The sequence below is a fragment of the Flavobacteriales bacterium genome (assembly GCA_016712535.1).
In the GTDB taxonomy this organism is placed as follows: domain Bacteria; phylum Bacteroidota; class Bacteroidia; order Flavobacteriales_F; family PHOS-HE28; genus PHOS-HE28.
On sequence record JADJQW010000003.1, the window covers coordinates 959985 to 978639 of the forward strand.

Genomic DNA, 18655 nt, shown 5'->3' on the forward strand with positions numbered 1-18655 from the left:
GGCATTGATTACTACATCCAACGCCTGCATGTCAAGTGGATTCGTCGAAGGAAAATGATGGTTCGTCCTTGACTTCGGTGCCCTCCATCTGAAATCTTGCGCCACTCCTCGGCTGACTGTCCCGCACGAAACACCTTCCATCACGCATGTGGCCAGTTCAGACCCTTACGCTTCTCCTCTGCCTTACCGACGAAGAACAGCTCTTCGCACAAGCCATTCCGCAGGATGCGCAGCCCGCAACCATCGAAGTGGAGGCGCCTGAACCAGAACCTGCAGCGAACGCCCTGCTCTTGAGCATCGAAGCTGAAGCCTGAGCGACCGTTACCCCGGACCCGGTCCGCCGAATGGTGGGCCGAGTACGAAGACCCCGGTGCCACCTGCCCAGGTGCCGGGGTCAACTTTTTCGATCTCCTCTGGAACCTAGCTTAGCTGCCTCATGAAAAAGCACATGAAGCACCTGACCGCTGCCGCATTCGCCTTGCTCGCCTTTCACGTCTCCGCCATTGACCGGATCGTGGAGGAATTCGGCGTTGCACCGACCTATCCCAACATCGCAGCGGCTGTCGCCGCCGCGGTTGATGGCGACCGCATCATCATCAAGAACCGCGCGGGCGATATCCCGTGGATCCAGGACATCACCATCGACAAGAGCCTTGAATTCCTGAGCTATGCGAACGACGGCTTCTTCGTGGTGCAGGGCACGTACAATATCGCTCCTGCGGACGGTCGCACCGTGCTGATCAACGGCATGCGCAATACGGCGGGGAGCATTGGGGCAGCAGCAGGCAGCTCGGGCATCCGTGGAACGCGCGTACGGGTGGTGGACAGCTACTTCGTGAATGGCAGCATCAACCTGGCCAGCAATTGGTTCGATGCCGATGTCGTGGGCTGCACCTTGGTGAACGGATCCTTGAGCATCAACTTCGGCAATGTGGTAGGCAACGATATCGATTGCAGCCAGGTGAATGATGAGGCGATCAGCGTGAACACCACTTCGTCAGGCACCGCCATCGATACCTGCGCCATCATCGGGAACAAAGTCAAGGGCCGCGTTGGCTACGAAGGCATCTTCGGCAGCAGCATCGGCCAGGTGTTCCACATCCGCAACAATTATGTGCAGCATGGCTGGATGGGGATCGAGGTGTATGAAGGACCCGTGACCAATGCAGCCAACTTGGTTTGGAACAACACCGTGACGGCCTACACCGGCAACTTCACCACCTACGGCATCAACCTCGCGAACACCAACACGGGAAGCATATGGGAGATCATGAACAATGTGGTGACCCGCACCTGGAACGGCGAATGCCGCGGAATCAATAACGACAGCGGCAACCTAGGCCAGATCAACGTGTACTTCAACCACATCTCAACCGGCATCTCCACCCCGGTGAGCACAGGCTTCACCTTCGCGGGCAGCAATACCATCGATCAGGCCATCACCCTCAACGCCGATGGCACCTTCCTCGCCGACGGCGCGGCCATCGATGGCGGGAATCCTGCTGCGCCGTTCTACGACCTTGACCTCACCACGGGCGATGCCGGCGCGTACGGAGGCAGCTACGCGCTCACGAATTTCTTCCCTCTGCAGACTGGCGCGGCGCGGGTGTACATGACCGGCCATCCCTTCAACGTGCGCCAGGGTAGCACATTGCGCGTGAAGGCCACCGCGTTCGACCGTTGATGCGCGCACGATGATGATGGTACGATTCCTTTCATCCTGCTCGCTGTTGGCGGTCCTCACGGTCAGCGCGCAGCGCGTGGACAATGCCGAGTACTTCTGGGATGCGGATCCCGGCGCAGGCAACGCGAATCCGATGAGCGCCATGGATGGCGCCTTCAATGACGCCGTGGAAGCCATCTTCCTTGAAACCGCGACGCTGCCCCCAATCGGGGCGCACACGTTGGGTATCCGGGTAAAGGACCAGCAGAACAATTGGGGGCCGACTTACACGACCGTTGTGGTGATGGAGCCTCCGGTGGTGACGGCCCCAGAGATAACCGTAACGCAGGCCGAGTACTTCTGGGATGCGGATCCGGGCCAAGGCAGCGGCACGCCCATGGTCGCGTTCGATGGCGACTTCAACAGCGCCTTGGAAGCGATCTCGATGGAGACCGCCGTGCTGCCATCAACCGGGGTCCATGTGCTCAGCGTTCGCGTGAAGGACGTGAATGGCGCTTGGAGCCTGCCGTTCAACGTGTTGGTGGAAGTGCTCGACGGCGCCGTGAGCTTCCCGGAGATCAGCGTAAGCGCTGCCGAGTACTATGTGAACGATGATCCCGGCTTCGGTCTGGGCACGCCCATGCTCGCTGTGGATGGGGGCTTCACCAGCGCGCTAGAGGCGATTAAGGGCGGTGGCATCCCCGCACCGGTCACGGCTGGCGTGAACGTGCTCTGGCTCCGCGCGAAGGATGTGAACGATAGCTGGGGCCCGAGCTTCGGCATCGTTGTGAACATTGATACCACCATCACCGGAACGGTGGGGGTGATTGACCAGGGATCCCATGGCATGCGCCTCTCGCCGAATCCGACCAGCAGCGATGCGGGCTTCAGCATCCTCTTTGATCGCACGATGAGCGATGCGCTGATCCGCGTGCTCGATGGGGCAGGCCGAGTCGTCCTGGAACGGCAGGTCCGGCAGGAGCGGCGCATTCAGCTGAGCATGCCGCACGCGGCGCCGGGTGTTTATCATGTTGGCGTGATCATCGGCGGACAGCCGCGATGGGAGCGGCTTGTGGTGAGATAGCGAACCCTTCCGACCGAAGAGGCCCTGCCCGAGCGAGCAGGGCTTCTTCGTTCGCATCTTCGGCGCCATGCGGATCGCGCTAGTCCAATTGACATGGTTGCTGTCTTTCAGCTTGAACGGCCAATGGGCATTCGAAGGTGACAGCACCGTCACCTGGGAGCAGGCCATCGCGCGCTACCGCGAATTGGATCGCCAGCACAGCGGCGCGCAGCTCTTCGAGATCGGCGAGGATGACGACGGCTCACCGCTTCATCTATTCGTGATCAGCGACGGCAGCGGTTTCACGCCCGATAGCATGCGTGCCGCAGGGAAGGGCGTCCTATGGATCACCAACGGCATCCATCCCGGTGAGCCCGATGGGATCGATGCGAGCCTGATGCTGGCCCAGGCCCTGCTCGAGAGCGACCAGTACATGGGACTGCTCGCGAAGACCGCGGTCTGCATCGTGCCGGTGCACAACGTGAGCGGAGCGAAGCAGCGCAGCGCCACCAGCCGGGCCAACCAGAACGGGCCGGCCGAATACGGCTTCCGCGGCAATGCGCGCAACCTCGACCTCAACCGCGACTTCATGAAGATGGATTCGCGCAACACATGGTCCTTGGTGGAAGCGCTCAGCATCATGGACCCCGATGTGTACTTCGAGACGCACGTGAGCAACGGCGCCGATCACCAGTACGTGATGGAGCTGCTCACCACGCAGAAGGACAAGCTCAACGGCGGTCTCAGCTACTTCATGACGCGGACCATGATCCCTGAGCTGCACGCCTGGATGGAGCGCAGGGGCATGCTGATGTGTCCCTACTTCGAGGCGCGCGGCGACATCCCCGAGGATGGCCTCTATGGATTCAGTGATGGCGCGCGCTACAGCTCCGGCTATAATGCGCTCTTCGACCGCATCGGCATCCTCAGCGAGAGCCACATGCTCAAGCCGTACGCCGATCGCGTGAATGCCACCTTCCAGTTGATGCTTGCGACGCTTGCCGTGATGGATGAGCATGGCGATGAATTGCTCACGCGCAGGAGCGAGGCCAAGCGCTTCACCGCGAGCATGACAGAGCTCGGCATGAATTGGCGCCTGGACACCACTGCGTGGGCCACGTTGCCTTGGAAGGGCTGGAATGCAGAGCGTGTCGCGAGTGATGTGACCGGGCTGCCGCGCACACGATACGACCGCACCAAGCCCACCGAAACGATGGTGCCTTGGAATGATTCGTACGCTGCCGCGCTGGTGAAGCGCAAGCCCAAGGCCTACATCGTGCCCGCCTCGTGGCACGAAGCGGTCGTGAGGCTGCAGGCGAATGGCGTCCGGATGCGTGCGCTGGCGCGCGACACGGTGCTTGTCATAGATCAGGACAGCATCGGTGATATGAGCACCTCGCGCTCGCCCTATGAGGGCCATTACCTCCACAGCGAGAGCCGTACGAGCACCAAGAGCATGGGCATGAAGGTCGCGACGGGCAGCTGGTTCATTCCGATGGGATATGCCACGGATCGCTACGTGATGGAGGCGCTCGAGCCCGAAGGCGAGGACAGCTTCTTCGCCTGGGGCTTCTTCGACAGCGTGCTGCAGCAGAAAGAGTGGTTCAGCGATTATGTCTTCGAGGACTTGGCCGCGGATTGGCTCAAGAAGAACCCGGAGGTGAGGAAGGCGCTCGATGCCAAGCGTGCGGCTGATCCCGCGTTCGCCATGGACGCGTTCGCGCAGCTTTACTTCGTTTACAAGCGTTCTCCGTGGCTCGAGCCGGGCTTCAGGAAGTATCCGGTGCTGCGGGTGCCGAATTGAATCGCGCTCAGCCGCATCCGGTTTTCCGGCTAGATTCGTGGAGCCCAATCCACTCGCCATGAAGCTCACTCCGATTGCGATCGTGACCTGCTTGCTAGGCATCCCGGCGCTCAGCTCGGCCCAATGCGTTCCAGCAACCAGTACGATCCAGAGCATGACGCTCACCGCCACGCCGCAGACCGAGAACCGGTCAGGACTTGCATTCAACCCGTTGCTTGGACTTTACTACAGTGTGAACGCAGGCAGTGCGGGCTATCCCATAGACACCTACGATGAAGCCGGGACCCTTGTGAGCACGGTGACCTCCGGCTTCGACTACCGCGGCGCTTGGTGGGACCCGATCGGGCAGCGCTTGCTCGGCAACGGCTATAACAACCTTGGCATCTTCGAGCAGGACCTCGACCCGGTCACTGGTTTTCCTCTCGGGGCGGGGACTGTTGTGCTCGCTTCCAGCCAGCCGGACGCGCAATCCATCGGTGACCTGGATCCCGATGCCAGCGAGATCATCTACTTCTTCAATGGCTCCATCCATCGCTTCGATGCCGCTACGCACGCGGCGCTCGGCACCACGGCGATCACTGGGCTTCCTGTTTCGCTAGCCAGCATCAATTCGAATACGGTCATGTACATCGGCTGCATTGGATACGAGTACGGTCTGTACGATTACGCCAATCGCCGGGTGCTGTACGTGAACAAAGCAACCGGTGCATATAGCGGCAGCACGCAGTTGCCGGCGAATGCGCCCGCGCGTTCCTCCTTCGGCTTGTCTTATGCCAACGGGAAGGTGTGGCTCTTCGAGCAGGGTGCTTGGCTCGGCTACGACCTCGGATTCTCTGTGGGCATTGGCGACGCGGCGACCCAGGGCTCGTTGCAGCTGTGGCCGAACCCTGCAGCCGGGTCGATCGCCATCGCAGCGGATGATGGGCGGCCGATAGCCGCCGTTAGGATCACGGACCTGGCTGGGCGTGTGGTGCTCAATGCGGCATCTGCACGATCAAGCGGCCCCTGCTCGCTGGATGTAAGCGCTCTGCCTAACGGCAATTACCTGGTGCATGCCACAGTGACCCGTGCTGATCGCGTGTTGCCTCTGGTGATCTTGCGTTGATCAGCGGTCACTTGATGAACATGCTCGCGCCGGGGCCGATTGGCAGTTCGAGCAGCACCCAGATCACGAGCAGCGCGCTCCATCCGATCAGGAACACGATGGAGTAGGGGAGCATGGTGCTGATCACCGTGCCGATGCCCGCCTTCTTATCGTAGCGCGCGATGAAGGCCACGATGAGCGCGAAGTAGCTCATCATGGGGCTGATGATATTCGTGACGCTGTCGCCCACGCGATAGGCCATCTGCGTGAACTCCGGCGAATAGCCAAGCAGCATGAACATGGGAATGAACACCGGTGCCATGATGGCCCACTTCGCGCTGGCGCTGCCCATGATCAGGTTGATGGCTGCGCTGATGAGCACGAAGCAGAGCATGAGCGGGATGGGGCCGAGGTCCGCGGCTTTGAGCACATCCGCGCCCTTGATGGCGAGGATCAGGCCCAGCCGTGTCTCGTTGAAATAGGCCACGAACTGCGCCGCGAAGAAGACGAGCACGATGTAACTGCCAAGGGTCTCCATGCTCTTGGCCATTCCCTTCATCACATCGTTGTCGCTCTTGAAGGTGCCCGCGCCGATTCCATACGCGATGCCCGCCAGTGATGCGCTCAGGAAGATCAGCGCCACGATGCCGCTCATGAAGGGCGAGTGGAGGATCTCGCCGGTCTTGGGGTCGCGCAGGAATCCGTTCTCGGGAATCAACCCCCAAAGGATGATCCCTACAACAACGAGCACGGTGAGCATCGCGTACAGCATGCCCTTGCGCTCCTGCGGCGTGGCGTTGCGGATCTCCTCAGGCTTCTCATCGCCCGAGTAATCGCCCAAGCGCGGTACCACGATCCGCTCGGTGACCCACGTGCCCAAGCCTGCGATGAGGAAGGTGCTAACCGCCATGAAGTAATAGTTGCAAGCGGGATTCACCAGGTAGTCCGGTCTGATGATCCTTGCCGCTTCCTGGCTCAGGCCAGCGAGCAATGGGTCAATGGTGCCCAGGAGCAGGTTGGCGCTATAGCCGCCGCTCACGCCCGCGAATGCCGCAGCAAGTCCAGCCAGCGGATGTCGGCCTGCGGCGAGGAAGATCACGGCTGCGAGGGGCACGAGCAGCACATAGCCCACCTCGCTCGCAGCGTTGCTCATCACGCCGGCGAAGACGATCACGAAGGTGAGCAGTCGCTTGGGAGAGGCCAGCACGACGGCGCGCAGCACTGCACCAATGAGCCCGCTGCCCTCGGCGATGCCGATGCCCAAAAGGGCCACCAGCACTGTGCCCAGCGGCGCGAAGCCGGTGAAGTTCACCACCATCTTGGTGAGGATGAAGTGAAGCCCCTCGGCGCTGAGCAAGTTCTTCGGCGTCACAGGCTCGCCAGTCGCTGGGTGAATGGCGCTCATGCCGCTCAGGTCGGCGATCCAGCTGATGAGCACCACCACGAGCGCGAGTATGGCAAAGAGCGTGGCCGGGTGCGGCAGTGCGTTGCCAGCTCGCTCGATGATGGCTAGGAAACGGTCTACACCGCTGCGCTTCTTGGTTGTGGTGGCTTCGCTCATGGCCGACGAAGAAAGCGCTTGGCGCGATCGGGACGCGCCTCCGCGGGCAACTTCCGAACTGATGATCAGTGTTTGGTGAAGCGCGCAGCGCCAAGATCCGTGCGCAGCACATATGCCCCGGGCGAGAGCCCGCTCACATCAGCGATGAAGCCGGTTTCATGCCAGTCGATGGGCACATGCACCATCCGGCCATCCGGCCCGAAGCACATTGCGACACGGGCGGCGCCCTTTGGGAAGCAGGCCTGCAACGCATCCTGGACCGGATTGGGTGCGAGCCGGATGCGGTCCTGCTCCGCTGCGCCAATGCCCGTGCTGAAGTCCACAATGTGCGTCACCGTGTTGGTGATGATCGGTGGATTGGAATCGAAGTAGATGCCCGCGGTGTTCTCCAGTTCATCACCGACCAGGATGTCGTCGTTCGGCTTCAGCCTGAAGCGGATGAAACCTTGGCTGCCCAACAGGTCCGCAGTGCTGTCCGGCAGCAGGATGTCCTCGAAGGTGAAGACAAGCTCGCGCCCTTCACCGAAGGAAGGCGCGTAGGCATGCGAGGCCCCCAGCACCTGCAGGCTGAAGAGATCCAGGTCGATATCGATCTCGTCGCGGATCTGCACGGTGAAGGCCGTATCGGTGCCGGTATTCTGGAAGCGGACCGTGTAGTCGATCCATTCATCCTGATCCAGGAAGTACTGGCTCCCGCTGAGCGCGCTGCTCGTCTCGCCTTGCTTGTCATTGGGGTCGTAGCTGCCCGTGATGACGCGCAGTCCGGTGGCCGCATTGTTCGCGGTGTTCGGCTCAGAGATGGTGTTGCTCACGGTGGCCGTGTAGCTCAACACCGTGCCCAGCAAATTGATGTTCGCGGGCACATCCGCGGTGAGGGTTCGTGTGACCATGGTGTAAGGCGGAATGACGCCGACGTTCCATTGGCCACTGGCCGGGGCGGGATTCAGCAGCAATTGATCAAACGCCAGATCGATGGTGACATCGCCGCTCGGGTAGGCGGAGTTGTTGAGCACGTTCACCCAAGCGCTTGTCGGGAAGCCGGGGCGCGCTGCGCTCGAATGCATGCTCACCACCAGGTCATGCGGCGCATTGCTCAGGTTGGCGAAGTCCACTACCGCCTGCGGGTTTCCCGCATCCAAGGTGAAGGGCTGCGGATCGGCGACCGGGCAGAGCTGGGTCTCATTGACCAAGGCTTGGCCTATGGTGAAGTTGCCGAAGAGCAGACCGGTGGTGTAGTTGCCTTCCCAATCCGTGATCGCGTAGCTGGGGCCCGGATTCACCTCCAGCACCTTGTTCGGGATGGCCAGGTCGAAGCCATTGAAGGAGCAATCCTGATCGGCATCGTGGTAAGCACGGCCGCTCACCCCGCCACAGGGCGAGTTGATCTGAGGCACGGTTCCTGAATAGGCATTCGAGCAAAGCGGTGTTCCGCCGCCACCCTGGATCATCGAGACCAGATCGTAAGCGCCGGCTGGCATCCCGGTGATGGTATATGGCACATTCCACGCTGGAAAATGGATCTGATCGTAACCTCCGCCGATGCGCGTCACCTGCATCACGCTCGCCGCCGGGCCATCCATCAGTACCGTCATGCTGCCGTTGCTCTGGCTCTCGCAGGCCGGGGTGCTGCCCTGCACCGTGATCCCAGCAGGGTCCACGGCCATCACAGCGCCCAGCAGGTCGATGGTGCCTGGGCAGCCATTCGCATCCGTGATCGAGATCGGCATCGGAAAGCCCGCACAAATGCCCATGATGGTGATCTGGAATCCGCCATCGATCACATTCGGTGGATAGTTGTACGGAAAGGTGCCGCCAGCCGGGACATCGCTGATTGCAATGCCGGTGCAGGCCCCTTGGCAATCGGGCTGCAACTGCGATGGAAATCCTGTGGGCGCGAGCTCGAATACGGCGAGCACCGTTACGGTGCCCTGTGCCGTGCCCGCCAGCGCATCCGTCACCGTAACGGTGTAGTCCCCAGGGGCCAGGTTGTTGATGCTCGAGGTCGTCTCGCCGGTGCTCCAGCTGTAGGTATAAGGTGGCAGGCCGCCTTCAGGCTGGGCGTGCGCAGACCCATTGTTGAGCCCGCAGCGTGCGGGTGAGACATACATGTTGACCGTAACGGCCTGACCGGCGGTCGCAATCATGATTGCAGCGAGCGTAAGGGTCGATCTCATGGGTCGGCGATTGGCGGAAGGACGTAATGGAACGGAAAGGTTGTCCGAATATCGGTTATTCCCTTCAGCGTCCGACGATCAGCCGCCTCTACTTTCGCCCCATCGACCGCGACCTCACATACGCCGCCATCGACATCGGGTCAAACGCCGTGCGATTGCTGGTGGCCGAAGTGATCGAGCGCGACGATCACCCGGTGATCAAGAAGCAGACGCTGGTGCGTGTCCCGATCCGTTTGGGCGAGGACGTGTTCGACCAGGGCGCGATCACCGTGGCCAAGCAGGATTACCTGATCAAATCGCTAAAAGCCTTCCGTCTGCTCACCGAGGTCTACGGCGTGGGCTACCTGCGCTGTTGCGCCACCAGCGCGATGCGCGAAGCCGAGAATCGCGACCAGGTGCTCGCCCGCGTTGAAATGGAGAGCGGTGTTCACATCGAGACGATATCGGGCAAGGTGGAGGCCGACCTCATCACCAACACCTTCTGGACGCAGGACCTGTTGAAGGACAGGCCCTACCTGTACATTGATGTGGGCGGCGGCAGCACCGAGCTTACGTGGCTCGAGAACGGCAAGCGCACCAAGAGCGCCAGTTTCAAGATCGGCACCGTGCGAACCCTCAAGAACAAGGTGCCGCTGAGTGCATGGGTGGAGATGCAGGGCTTCCTTGAAGAACTCCGCGTGCAGCACGGAACCCTGATGGCGGTGGGAACCGGCGGCAACATCAACCGAATCTTCAAGGAGAATGGCAATGCGTTCGGAGAGCCTTTGGCCAAGAGCGACATCCAGAACCAGCGCGACCGCATCGCCTCGCACACCTTCGAGGACCGCGTGAAGCTGCTGCGGCTCCGTCCCGACCGCGCCGATGTGATCATACCCGCCGCCGACATCTTCCTGCGCGTGATGGATTTCGCCGATGTGGAGGAGGTCTTCGTGCCGAAGGTGGGCCTCGCCGATGGCATCATCTACGACCTGTACATGAAGCAATACGGCCGCGTGAAATACCCTCTGAACGAGCCTGTGGTGGCCTAGAATGTCCGCGTGCCCACGCCGGAGCGCCGTTGCGCAGGCACCCGAAGCCTTGTTGAAGCAAGGCCCAGTGCAAGGATCGGGCAGAGGTGAAGAGCCAGCCTTCGCACGGCCAATTGGCTTGCGCCAAAGGCCGTGCTTCGGCGAGGCGAACCTGCCTGCCGGCAGGCAGGGGTGGAGCCGGAGGGAATCGAACCCTCGTCCAAACGACCGTGGAATGAGCTTTCTACACGCTTAGCCGCTTCATTGGTTTTCGATCCGCCGCTGGAGAAGGGCACCCCACGATGGACTTAGGTCCTGTTTCTCGCCCGCGCTACGGACCACCGCGCGAGCCAGTTCCCCATGATGACACCTCGGATCCGGGAAGGAGGAGAACGGGCCTCCCCGAGAGGTACTCGTCCACGCTACTGTTATTCACGTGGATTAAGCCTCATAGCCTTGGGCTATTAAGCAGCGAGAGCGTAGTCTACTTCGCCAGTTATGGCTTCGTGGCACTGGGATACGGGCCGCACCACACGCCCGGCATGCTTACACACCCCATGATGCCGCTGTCGAAACCAGATCGGCCCCAGGATTTCCAAAGAACCCCGCAAAGGTAGCCGGTGCGAGCGGGGATTCGTTCTGGGTCTTGTTGCTCACGCGTTCGGCTAAGTTTGCCGCCGCCTGCAATGACCAGCACATTCCGCAAGATCGGCATCATCCGCGAAGGCAAACTGCCCGCCGACCGCCGCGTGCCCTTGACGCCCGCCCAATGCCGGGAGGTGAGCATCCGCTTCCCGCAAGTTGATATTGCCGTTCAGCGCAGCACGGTGCGCGCCTTCACCGACGCGGAGTACGAAGACGAGGGTGTTCGCCTCACCGACGACCTGAGCGACCGCGATCTCATCATCGGCGTGAAGGAGGTTCCGGCCGAGATGCTGATTCCGGGGAAGTCCTACCTCTTTTTCAGCCACACCATCAAGCAGCAAGCGCACAACCGCAAGCTCATGCGGGCGGTGATCGAGAAAGGCATCACTCTCATCGACCATGAGCTGCTCACCGACCAGCATGGCGACCGGGTGCTCGCCTTCGGGTATTGGGCCGGCGTTGTTGGCGCGTACAATGCCTTCCGGGCGTGGCAACTCACGCATGGGGGGGCGCTCCTGAAGCCGGCGCATGCGTGCCACGACCTGGAGGAACTCGAGGGCCACCTGCGCAGCTTCCCCTTGCCGAAGGACCTTCGGATCGTGATGACTGGAGGGGGGCGAGTAGGGAAGGGCGCCATGGGAGTGATCGAGCGTGCAGGTGTTGCGCGCGTGAAGCCGCAGGAATTCCTTCAGCAGGATTTCGCCAAACCCGTTTACACGGTGCTGGGCACATCGGATCTGTACGAACGGGAGGATGGCCGTGGGTTCGACAAGGCCGCATTCCACGCCGACCCCTCTGGCCACCGCGCCTCCTTCCTGCCCTATGCACGGCGAGCGCAGATGTACCTGGCCTGTCATTTCTGGGACCCGCGTGGGCCGAAGATCCTCAGTTCACAGGACCTGCGTGATCCGGCGCTCGGGCTCCGTGTCATCGCGGATATCAGCTGCGATGTGGGCGGGCCCATCGATAGCACGCTGCGCGCCACCAGCATCGAGGAGCCTTTCTTCGGATACGCCCCGGGCGCCGCAGCTGAAACGGCTCCTGGATCGGAAGGCAGCATAACCGTGATGGCCGTTGATAACCTGCCCTGTGAACTGCCCCGTGATGCCTCTGAGGCCTTCGGATTGGACCTTATCGAGCGCGTGATGCCGAGCCTGATCGGGCAGGACGGTCCTGCCATGATCGATCGTGCGACGATCGTTGAGCACGGCCGTCTTTGCGACCGCTTTGCTTACCTCGCGGAGTATGCGGGCTTGCAAGGGTCAAGCATCGCGTAGGATGCGCGCTTCCATGATCAAGTAACGTGTCGCTTCATCGCGCACGCGGCTCGTCACGTTGAGCGGGCGAGCGGATTTCCGGGCGATCGTGATCAGTCCCAAGCCTGCGCCACCGCGGTCCGTGCGCCCCGAGTTGCCCAAGAGCATGAGGAAGTGCTGTTTCAGTTCAGCCTCACTCATGGCGTTCAGGACTTCTATCCGATGGCTCACAACCGCAGCCGTCGCTGAAGGCATGGCATTCCCAATGAACAAGGTGAACGCTTGATCATCGGCCTTCAGCACAGCGAACGAGGTGTGCGCAAGAGAGGGGTCGGTGTGCATGCGCAGGTTCTCCAGTGCCTCGACGAGGACATTCAGCAGACGCTTGCGCGTGACGACGCCATCAGCGGCCTCGAGGCTCCATGCTTCTGCATGCTGCACGAAGCGATCAAGCTCAGCGTGCCCGACCTCTCCGGTCAGGCGCAGCACCACGGAACCGGAACCGACATGGGGCAGCCCGAGTTGCGGATCGCTCGACCAATGATCTGCCACCCTGCTTGTATTTGTGCTGTCTAGGCTCACTTGGCGTTTCGCCTGATGGTTCGTTCGAAGCGACCGGCTGAACCGGGATAACGATATACGGGAGTCCGTGCTCGACGGTTTCGGCAAGCGGGACCCGGCGGATGACCTCAACCCGATGACTGATGGATGATGCCGCGCGTGTTGGGGCTTCGACGGCTGCAACTGTCTGCCCTTGGCATCCCGGAATAGCAGTGGACAACCCCTAACCTTGCCATCCATAGATTGCTGATAATGAAGGTTGTGCGCTCCTTGATCATGGTTGCTGGTCTGCTGGCCCTCCATGCGGCGTGCGATCAATCGAGGCAAGCGAATCCGGTACGTACCGCTGGAAAGCGTCCGATCGAATTCCGGGCTATCGATGACAACATCGTTCACGATACGCTGCTGATCCAAACAACCTTCGACCTGGGTGACGGCAGCTTTGTGATGGTGGCTTCGAACCGAGAGGACACCTGGGAGGGACTGCGACTTTACCGATACCGGTTCGGGGAAGACAGCATACCCGTGATCATGGCGGTTTCAGCCCCCGCGTACGACAGCTGGACCATGCTGCCCACTTTCTTCGATCGTGACAGCACTGTGGCCCGTGGCCTCTGGGTCCTGGCGAATTTCGGTGAGCGTGAAAGCTGGGGGCAGAAATTCATGAAGCTCGATTCGGTATTCCATGACCTCGGGTTCCTTGACGCCACAGCCGTGGAATGGGTCGATGAGGGCGGAATCCGGGCATTGAAGCGCAGGAACATCGGACCCTTCACCCGGATGGAATTCGTTGGGGATTCCATCCGGATCGCCTTCGATTGCGACAGCGTCTTCTTGTACGATGACCGTGCAGGGACCATGGACCAGGTGATCGCTGCCAACCGGCTGAGGTACACTTGGACACCGGATGAAGGCCTTCTGCTTTGGCTTGATGGCCAGAAGCGACTGGCTGCAACCCCGCTCTAGAAATGACCATCATGCAGAGAATACCGTTCGCTGTGGCTTGCGTGCTTCTCCTGCCAGCCAATACCCTGGCACAGACCAAGCGCGAGAAGCGCATCGGACCGAAGGTGAATGACGAAGGGGCGGCATGCGATACCGCAGCATGGCAACTGGTATTCAGTGACGAATTCGATGGGGAGGCGCTTGATCGCGGGAAGTGGCGCACCTGGTTCCCGTACAGTGCTGACGGCAGCGACCAATGCGAAGGCTGCAGGATCATGGGCACCAGCAATACCATTTTCCGCGACGACCTGGTGACCGTGAAGGATGGCCAGCTGCGCCTTGGAGCGCGGGCGGGTGCCAGCGAGTGGTACGGCAAGCGAAAGGAGCATGAAGGGGCCATGGTGCATACCGCGATCGACCGCTTCACCTATGGCCGATTCGAGGTGCGCTGCCGCATTCCGAAAGGTGCTGGCCTCTGGCCGGCGTTCTGGGGCTTCGGCGGAGAGACGGAAATCGACGTGTTCGAGTTCTGTGGCGAACAGTCCAACCTGTTCAAGGGCGCCTTGCACCGATGGGGGCGGCCCAAGTTCTCGACGAACGGCAAGCGGCGGCTTTCAGACCTGTCGCGCGGTTTCCATGAATATGCGGTGGAGTGGGAGCGCGACGGCATCTCGTGGTTCATCGATGGCGAACTGGTGCTGTACCGCGGCCGATTCGTGGATAAACGAGGCCGACCATTACCCGCCTGTGAGCGGAGTCCCGGAGAGCATTTCACCGCTCCCTATTTCCCGCGATCAGAAGACGGAGTGAATATCATCCTCGACCTGGCGGTATCGGAACCCAAAGGCTTCTGCAAGGGACCGAAGCGGCCAACACCATGGCCGGAAGGCACCAGCTTCGACGTGGATTACGTGCGTGTCTATCAGCGCAGGGGCGATCGCTAATCAACGATGGGTATCATGCCGCGCACGCCCATGTCCACCACGGCGTCGCCGATGGCTGGCTCGTAGATCCCGTCTCCGTTATCGAGCCACTCGAAGCTGTTGTTCGTGCTCAGCGAAACGGTGATCACCACATCCTGCGTCTCTGATCCAGTGATCGTGAGCGGCGTGGCGAATGCGCCCGTGACCACGCATGATCCAGCCGGGATGGGAGAGGTGGCGAAGAGCGGATTGGGCACGGTGGTGGCGCCCGGAGGAGCCTGACCTGTGACCGGTGCGGTGGCGATCGGTGGATTGATGACCTCGAAGGCCCAGAAGCCCTGGAGCTTATTCGCGTTCACGGCAACGTTCTGGTTGCGCACCGGGAAGCTGGTGATGTAGGTGTTGTAGCCAATGAAGCTGGCCACCGTGCCCCAAAGGTTGAAGGTGCCCCAGGTGGCATCGGTGTAGCGGAACTTGATGTCGTAGTTCTGGTAGGCGAGCGAGACGCGGAGCCATTCGTAGGTGCCGGGCTCCATGTCGGCGATGGGCATGCTGAAGAAGGTCTCGCCTTCACCGGCCTTCACGCTCTGCGCGAAATTGATCGCGGGGGCCCCTCCGGCGCTCGTCTCAGGGGCGTGGTACACCACTTCACCGGCCCCCAAGGCGGTGAGCATCGTCGGTGCGAACTCGATGTAGTGCGCGCTCATCTTGTTGAAGCGCGGATTCTGCGCGGCACGGCCAGGGGCGAGCACGGCCGGTTGCCCGATGTTGTCCAAGCGGGCCTGCGTGCTGTCGAAGTGGAACTTCATTACCAGCCGTGGAGGCTCCGGCTGCGGCGTAGGCGTGTTGACAGGCTCCTCCTTGCGGCAGGAGGCGAGCACAGCTAGGCTGAAAAGGACGAGGAGGGTGGCGCGCATGGCGATGGGCTTGATGCGCAAAGAACGCGAGAACGTGTTCAGAAATTTCCGCTCCCTTGGTATGCGCGCATAACAAGTGCAGCTAATTTGGCGCCGAAGCCGATGCCCTATGGCCCCAGAAGAAACGATCGACTTTCCCATCCGTCGCGTGTGGAGCCGCATCTCCCGCATCTACAACACCGAGGCGGCCAAGTACGGCGGCAGCATGGCCATCGGCCAGATCCTCCTGAACATCGAACCGGAGGGGACGCCCAGCACCAAGCTTGGTCCTAAGATGGGCATGGAGGCCCGGAGCATGGTGCGCACCCTGCAGACCATGGAGGAGGCCGGGCTCATCAAGCGGATCCCCGACACCGTCGACAAACGCGTGGTGCGCATCCACCTCACCGCGAAAGGCAAGCAGATGCGCGATGTGAGCCGCAACACCGTGATCAAGTTCAACGAGGCGGTGCAGCGCCGCTTCACGCCCGCACAACTCAGCAACTTCCGGCAGGTGATGTCGGAGCTCGACCGGATACTGGAACAGGAACAACTCTTCTGAAGGATAGCCGCAGAGACGCAAACTCGCAGAGAGGATGAATTGCCAAGCGCCACATAGCCCGATGTGCCCGCTCAAGCTTGTTAAGCTTCCGCACCTCCAGTGGCATTCTCCGCGCCTCCGCGCCTCTGCGGCAAACACCACACTGGAATGACCAAACGAAACATCCGCAAGATCGCCGTGCTCGGCTCCGGCGTCATGGGCAGCCGCATCGCCTGCCACTTCGCCAACATCGGCGCTGAAGTGCTGCTGCTGGACATCGCTCCGAAAGAGGGCAATGACAAGAACAAGATCGTCAACGACGCGCTCGCCGCCGCGATCAAGAGCAGTCCCGCGCCGCTGTACGATGCCCGCTTCGCCAAGCGCATCAGCACCGGCAACTTCGACGACGACCTGCCGAAGATCAAGGACTGCGACTGGATCATCGAGGTGGTGATCGAGCGGCTCGACATCAAGCAGCAGGTGCTGGCCAACGTGGAGAAGCACCGTACGCCCGGCACCCTCATCACCACCAACACCAGCGGCATCCCCATCCACGCCATCGCACAGGGCCGCAGCGACGACTTCCGCAAGCACTTCTGCGGCACGCACTTCTTCAACCCGCCGCGCTACCTGCCGCTGCTGGAGCTGATCCCCGGTCCGGACACCGACCCTGCGGTGCTCGACTTCCTGGAGGACTATGGCCAGCGCATCCTCGGCAAGGTCACCGTGCGCTGCCAGGACACGCCCGCCTTCATCGCCAACCGCATCGGCGTGTTCGGCATCATGGGCCTCTTCCACCTGGTGAAGGAGATGGGGCTCACCGTGGAGGAAGTGGACCGCCTGACCGGTCCCGTGCTGGGCCGTCCCAAGAGCGCCACCTTCCGCACCGCCGACGTGGTGGGCCTGGACACGCTGGTGAAAGTGGCGCAGGGCGTGAAGGACAACTGCCCCAACGACGAGCAGAACGCGCTCTTCGCCATCCCCGGCTACCTGCAGAAGATGGTGGAGAAGAACATGCTCGGCAGCAAGACCGGCAAAGGCTTCTTCTTCAAGGACCGCAGCTCACCCAAGGGCGAGATCCTCGCGCTGGACCTGAAGACGCTGGAATACCGTCCGCAGGTGAAGCCCAAGTTCGCCACGCTGGATGCCGCGAAGAAGGAGGACAACCTGGTGAAGCGCACCGCCCTCCTCTACAACGGCACCGACAAGGCCGGCGAGTTCTACCGCAAGAGCTTCCACGGGCTCTTCGCCTATGTGAGCCACCGGATCCCCGAGATCACGGATGCGCTGTACAAGATCGACGATGCCATGCGCGCGGGCTTTGGGTGGGAGCTGGGGCCCTTCGAGGCGTGGGATGCGATCGGGGTAAAGACCGCGCTCGACGCCATGAACAAGGCAGGCGTGAAGGTGTCGCCGTGGATCAACGAGATGGTGGCTGCCGGACACACATCCTTCTACAAGACCGAAGGCGGCAAGCGGATGTACTACGATGCCGCCAGCAAGGGCTACATAGCCATCCCGCGTGCAGAGGGCATGATCGTGCTGAGCGACCTGCCCGAGAGCAGCGTGGTGTGGAAGAACAGCGCCGCCACCGTGCGTCACCTGGGTGATGGCATCCTGAGCGTGAGCTGGACGAGCAAGATGAACACCATCGGTGCGGAGGTGATCCAGGGCCTCAACAAGGCCATCGACCTCGCCGAGCAGGGCTACAAGGGCCTGGTGGTCTACAACGACGGCGCCAACTTCAGCGCGGGTGCCAACGTGGGCATGATCTTCATGATGGCCGTGGAGCAGGAGTACGACGACCTGGAGATGGCCGTGCGCACTTTCCAGAACACGATGATGCGCATGCGTTACAGCAGCATCCCCGTGGTGGCGGCCCCGCACCAACTGACACTGGGGGGCGGCACCGAGCTCTGCCTGCACGCGGACAAGGTGGTGGCGCACGCCGAGACCTACATGGGCCTGGTGGAGTTCGGCGTGGGCGTGATCCCCGGCGGCGGCGGCACCAAGGAGTTCGCGCTGCGCCTCGCCGACGAGCTGAAGGAGGGTGACATCCGCATCAACGCCATGCGCGAGCGCTTCCTCACCATCGGCCAGGCCAAGGTGGCCACCAGCGGTCACGAGGCCTTCGCGCTCGGCTACCTGCGCAAGGGCCAGGACGAAGTGATCGTGAGCCGCGCCCACCAGCTGGCCTACGCCAAGGCCTGCGCGCTGGAGCTGTGGAACAAGGGCTACACCAAACCCGCACCGCGCAAGGACATCAAGGTGCTGGGGCAGGAAGGCCTCGGCATCGTGTACGTGGGCGCCAACAGCATGCTCAGCGGCAATTACATCAGCCAGCACGACGCGCTGATCAGCGAGAAGCTGGGCTACGTGCTATGCGGCGGTGACCTGAGCGAGGCGACGGAGGTGAGTGAGCAGTACTTGTTGGACCTGGAGCGGAAGGCGTTCGTGGAGCTGTGCATGCAGCGGAAGACGTTGGAGAGACTTCAATCCATTATCACCTCTGGCAAAGTGTTGCGGAACTAA

At 61.7% G+C, this 18655-nt stretch carries 15 protein-coding genes and 1 other RNA gene; 11 read left to right on the forward strand and 5 right to left on the reverse strand.

Annotated elements, in window-relative coordinates:
- The first annotated feature begins 146 nt into the window (after positions 1 to 146).
- From IPK70_14345 to IPK70_14365, 5 genes are all read left to right on the forward strand, one after another.
- On the forward strand, positions 147 to 314 hold the full coding sequence (locus IPK70_14345) for a hypothetical protein (GenBank protein MBK8228339.1): 168 nt from the start codon (positions 147 to 149) through the stop codon (positions 312 to 314).
- Between the two features lie 122 nt (positions 315 to 436).
- Positions 437 to 1684 (forward strand): hypothetical protein, encoded by a 1248-nt coding sequence (locus tag IPK70_14350; protein ID MBK8228340.1) that lies wholly within the window; start codon positions 437 to 439, stop codon positions 1682 to 1684.
- Positions 1685 to 1730: 46 nt separating this feature from the next.
- Entirely contained in the window at positions 1731 to 2747 is a 1017-nt protein-coding gene (locus IPK70_14355) for a hypothetical protein (GenBank protein ID MBK8228341.1), read from the forward strand.
- Between the two features lie 67 nt (positions 2748 to 2814).
- A complete protein-coding gene (locus IPK70_14360; protein ID MBK8228342.1) occupies positions 2815 to 4530 on the forward strand; it encodes a hypothetical protein in 1716 nt (571 codons plus the stop codon).
- A gap of 58 nt (positions 4531 to 4588) precedes the next feature.
- Complete coding sequence (locus tag IPK70_14365; GenBank protein ID MBK8228343.1) at positions 4589 to 5635, forward strand: T9SS type A sorting domain-containing protein; 1047 nt, start codon at positions 4589 to 4591, stop codon at positions 5633 to 5635.
- 7 nt (positions 5636 to 5642) lie between these two features.
- Here IPK70_14365 and IPK70_14370 read toward each other — a convergent pair whose 3' ends face one another.
- Positions 5643 to 7175, reverse strand: a complete 1533-nt coding sequence (locus IPK70_14370) for an AbgT family transporter (GenBank protein ID MBK8228344.1) — start codon at positions 7173 to 7175, stop codon at positions 5643 to 5645.
- A 65-nt stretch (positions 7176 to 7240) separates the two neighbouring features.
- Positions 7241 to 9349, reverse strand: coding sequence for a hypothetical protein (locus tag IPK70_14375; GenBank protein MBK8228345.1), 2109 nt, complete (start codon positions 9347 to 9349; stop codon positions 7241 to 7243).
- A gap of 26 nt (positions 9350 to 9375) precedes the next feature.
- Between IPK70_14375 and IPK70_14380 the strand changes: the two genes are divergently transcribed.
- Positions 9376 to 10377: an exopolyphosphatase gene (locus tag IPK70_14380; GenBank protein ID MBK8228346.1), complete on the forward strand. Its 1002-nt coding sequence runs from the start codon at positions 9376 to 9378 to the stop codon at positions 10375 to 10377.
- Positions 10378 to 10546: 169 nt separating this feature from the next.
- Here the strand turns inward: IPK70_14380 and ssrA are convergent.
- Positions 10547 to 10944, reverse strand: a transfer-messenger RNA (tmRNA) gene (ssrA, locus tag IPK70_14385).
- Between the two features lie 98 nt (positions 10945 to 11042).
- Here ssrA and IPK70_14390 point away from each other — a divergent pair.
- Positions 11043 to 12278 carry an alanine dehydrogenase gene (locus IPK70_14390; GenBank protein ID MBK8228347.1) on the forward strand — a complete coding sequence of 412 codons (1236 nt, stop codon included), beginning with the start codon at positions 11043 to 11045 and terminating at the stop codon, positions 12276 to 12278.
- Here the strand turns inward: IPK70_14390 and IPK70_14395 are convergent.
- Positions 12264 to 13214 (reverse strand): hypothetical protein, encoded by a 951-nt coding sequence (locus IPK70_14395; protein ID MBK8228348.1) that lies wholly within the window; start codon positions 13212 to 13214, stop codon positions 12264 to 12266. The genes IPK70_14390 and IPK70_14395 overlap by 15 nt on opposite strands.
- Before the next feature lie 135 nt (positions 13215 to 13349).
- Between IPK70_14395 and IPK70_14400 the strand changes: the two genes are divergently transcribed.
- Together IPK70_14400 and IPK70_14405 are read left to right on the forward strand one after the other, a co-directional pair.
- Positions 13350 to 13784, forward strand: coding sequence for a hypothetical protein (locus IPK70_14400; GenBank protein ID MBK8228349.1), 435 nt, complete (start codon positions 13350 to 13352; stop codon positions 13782 to 13784).
- Positions 13785 to 13795: 11 nt separating this feature from the next.
- Positions 13796 to 14707, forward strand: a complete 912-nt coding sequence (locus tag IPK70_14405; protein MBK8228350.1) for a glycoside hydrolase family 16 protein — start codon at positions 13796 to 13798, stop codon at positions 14705 to 14707.
- Here IPK70_14405 and IPK70_14410 read toward each other — a convergent pair.
- A complete protein-coding gene (locus IPK70_14410) occupies positions 14704 to 15603 on the reverse strand; it encodes a hypothetical protein (protein ID MBK8228351.1) in 900 nt (299 codons plus the stop codon). The genes IPK70_14405 and IPK70_14410 overlap by 4 nt on opposite strands.
- A 109-nt stretch (positions 15604 to 15712) precedes the next feature.
- Here IPK70_14410 and IPK70_14415 point away from each other — a divergent pair, with 109 nt between their 5' ends.
- Positions 15713 to 16144 carry a MarR family transcriptional regulator gene (locus tag IPK70_14415; protein ID MBK8228352.1) on the forward strand — a complete coding sequence of 144 codons (432 nt, stop codon included), beginning with the start codon at positions 15713 to 15715 and terminating at the stop codon, positions 16142 to 16144.
- Positions 16145 to 16291: 147 nt separating this feature from the next.
- Positions 16292 to 18655, forward strand: coding sequence for an enoyl-CoA hydratase/isomerase family protein (locus IPK70_14420; GenBank protein ID MBK8228353.1), 2364 nt, complete (start codon positions 16292 to 16294; stop codon positions 18653 to 18655).

Bases quoted from the DNA above. Each gene is read 5' to 3' on its own strand.
- IPK70_14405 (MBK8228350.1), top strand. From the start codon at position 13,796: ATGCAGAGAATACCGTTCGCTGTGGCTTGCGTGCTTCTCCTGCCAGCC.
- IPK70_14370 (MBK8228344.1), bottom strand. From the start codon at position 7,175: ATGAGCGAAGCCACCACAACCAAGAAGCGCAGCGGTGTAGACCGTTTC.
- IPK70_14375 (MBK8228345.1), bottom strand. From the start codon at position 9,349: ATGAGATCGACCCTTACGCTCGCTGCAATCATGATTGCGACCGCCGGT.
- IPK70_14410 (MBK8228351.1), bottom strand. From the start codon at position 15,603: ATGCGCGCCACCCTCCTCGTCCTTTTCAGCCTAGCTGTGCTCGCCTCC.
- IPK70_14365 (MBK8228343.1), top strand. From the start codon at position 4,589: ATGAAGCTCACTCCGATTGCGATCGTGACCTGCTTGCTAGGCATCCCG.
- IPK70_14380 (MBK8228346.1), top strand. From the start codon at position 9,376: ATGGAACGGAAAGGTTGTCCGAATATCGGTTATTCCCTTCAGCGTCCG.
- IPK70_14415 (MBK8228352.1), top strand. From the start codon at position 15,713: ATGGCCCCAGAAGAAACGATCGACTTTCCCATCCGTCGCGTGTGGAGC.
- IPK70_14420 (MBK8228353.1), top strand. From the start codon at position 16,292: ATGACCAAACGAAACATCCGCAAGATCGCCGTGCTCGGCTCCGGCGTC.
- IPK70_14360 (MBK8228342.1), top strand. From the start codon at position 2,815: ATGCGGATCGCGCTAGTCCAATTGACATGGTTGCTGTCTTTCAGCTTG.
- IPK70_14350 (MBK8228340.1), top strand. From the start codon at position 437: ATGAAAAAGCACATGAAGCACCTGACCGCTGCCGCATTCGCCTTGCTC.
- IPK70_14390 (MBK8228347.1), top strand. From the start codon at position 11,043: ATGACCAGCACATTCCGCAAGATCGGCATCATCCGCGAAGGCAAACTG.
- IPK70_14345 (MBK8228339.1), top strand. From the start codon at position 147: ATGTGGCCAGTTCAGACCCTTACGCTTCTCCTCTGCCTTACCGACGAA.
- IPK70_14400 (MBK8228349.1), top strand. From the start codon at position 13,350: ATGGCGGTTTCAGCCCCCGCGTACGACAGCTGGACCATGCTGCCCACT.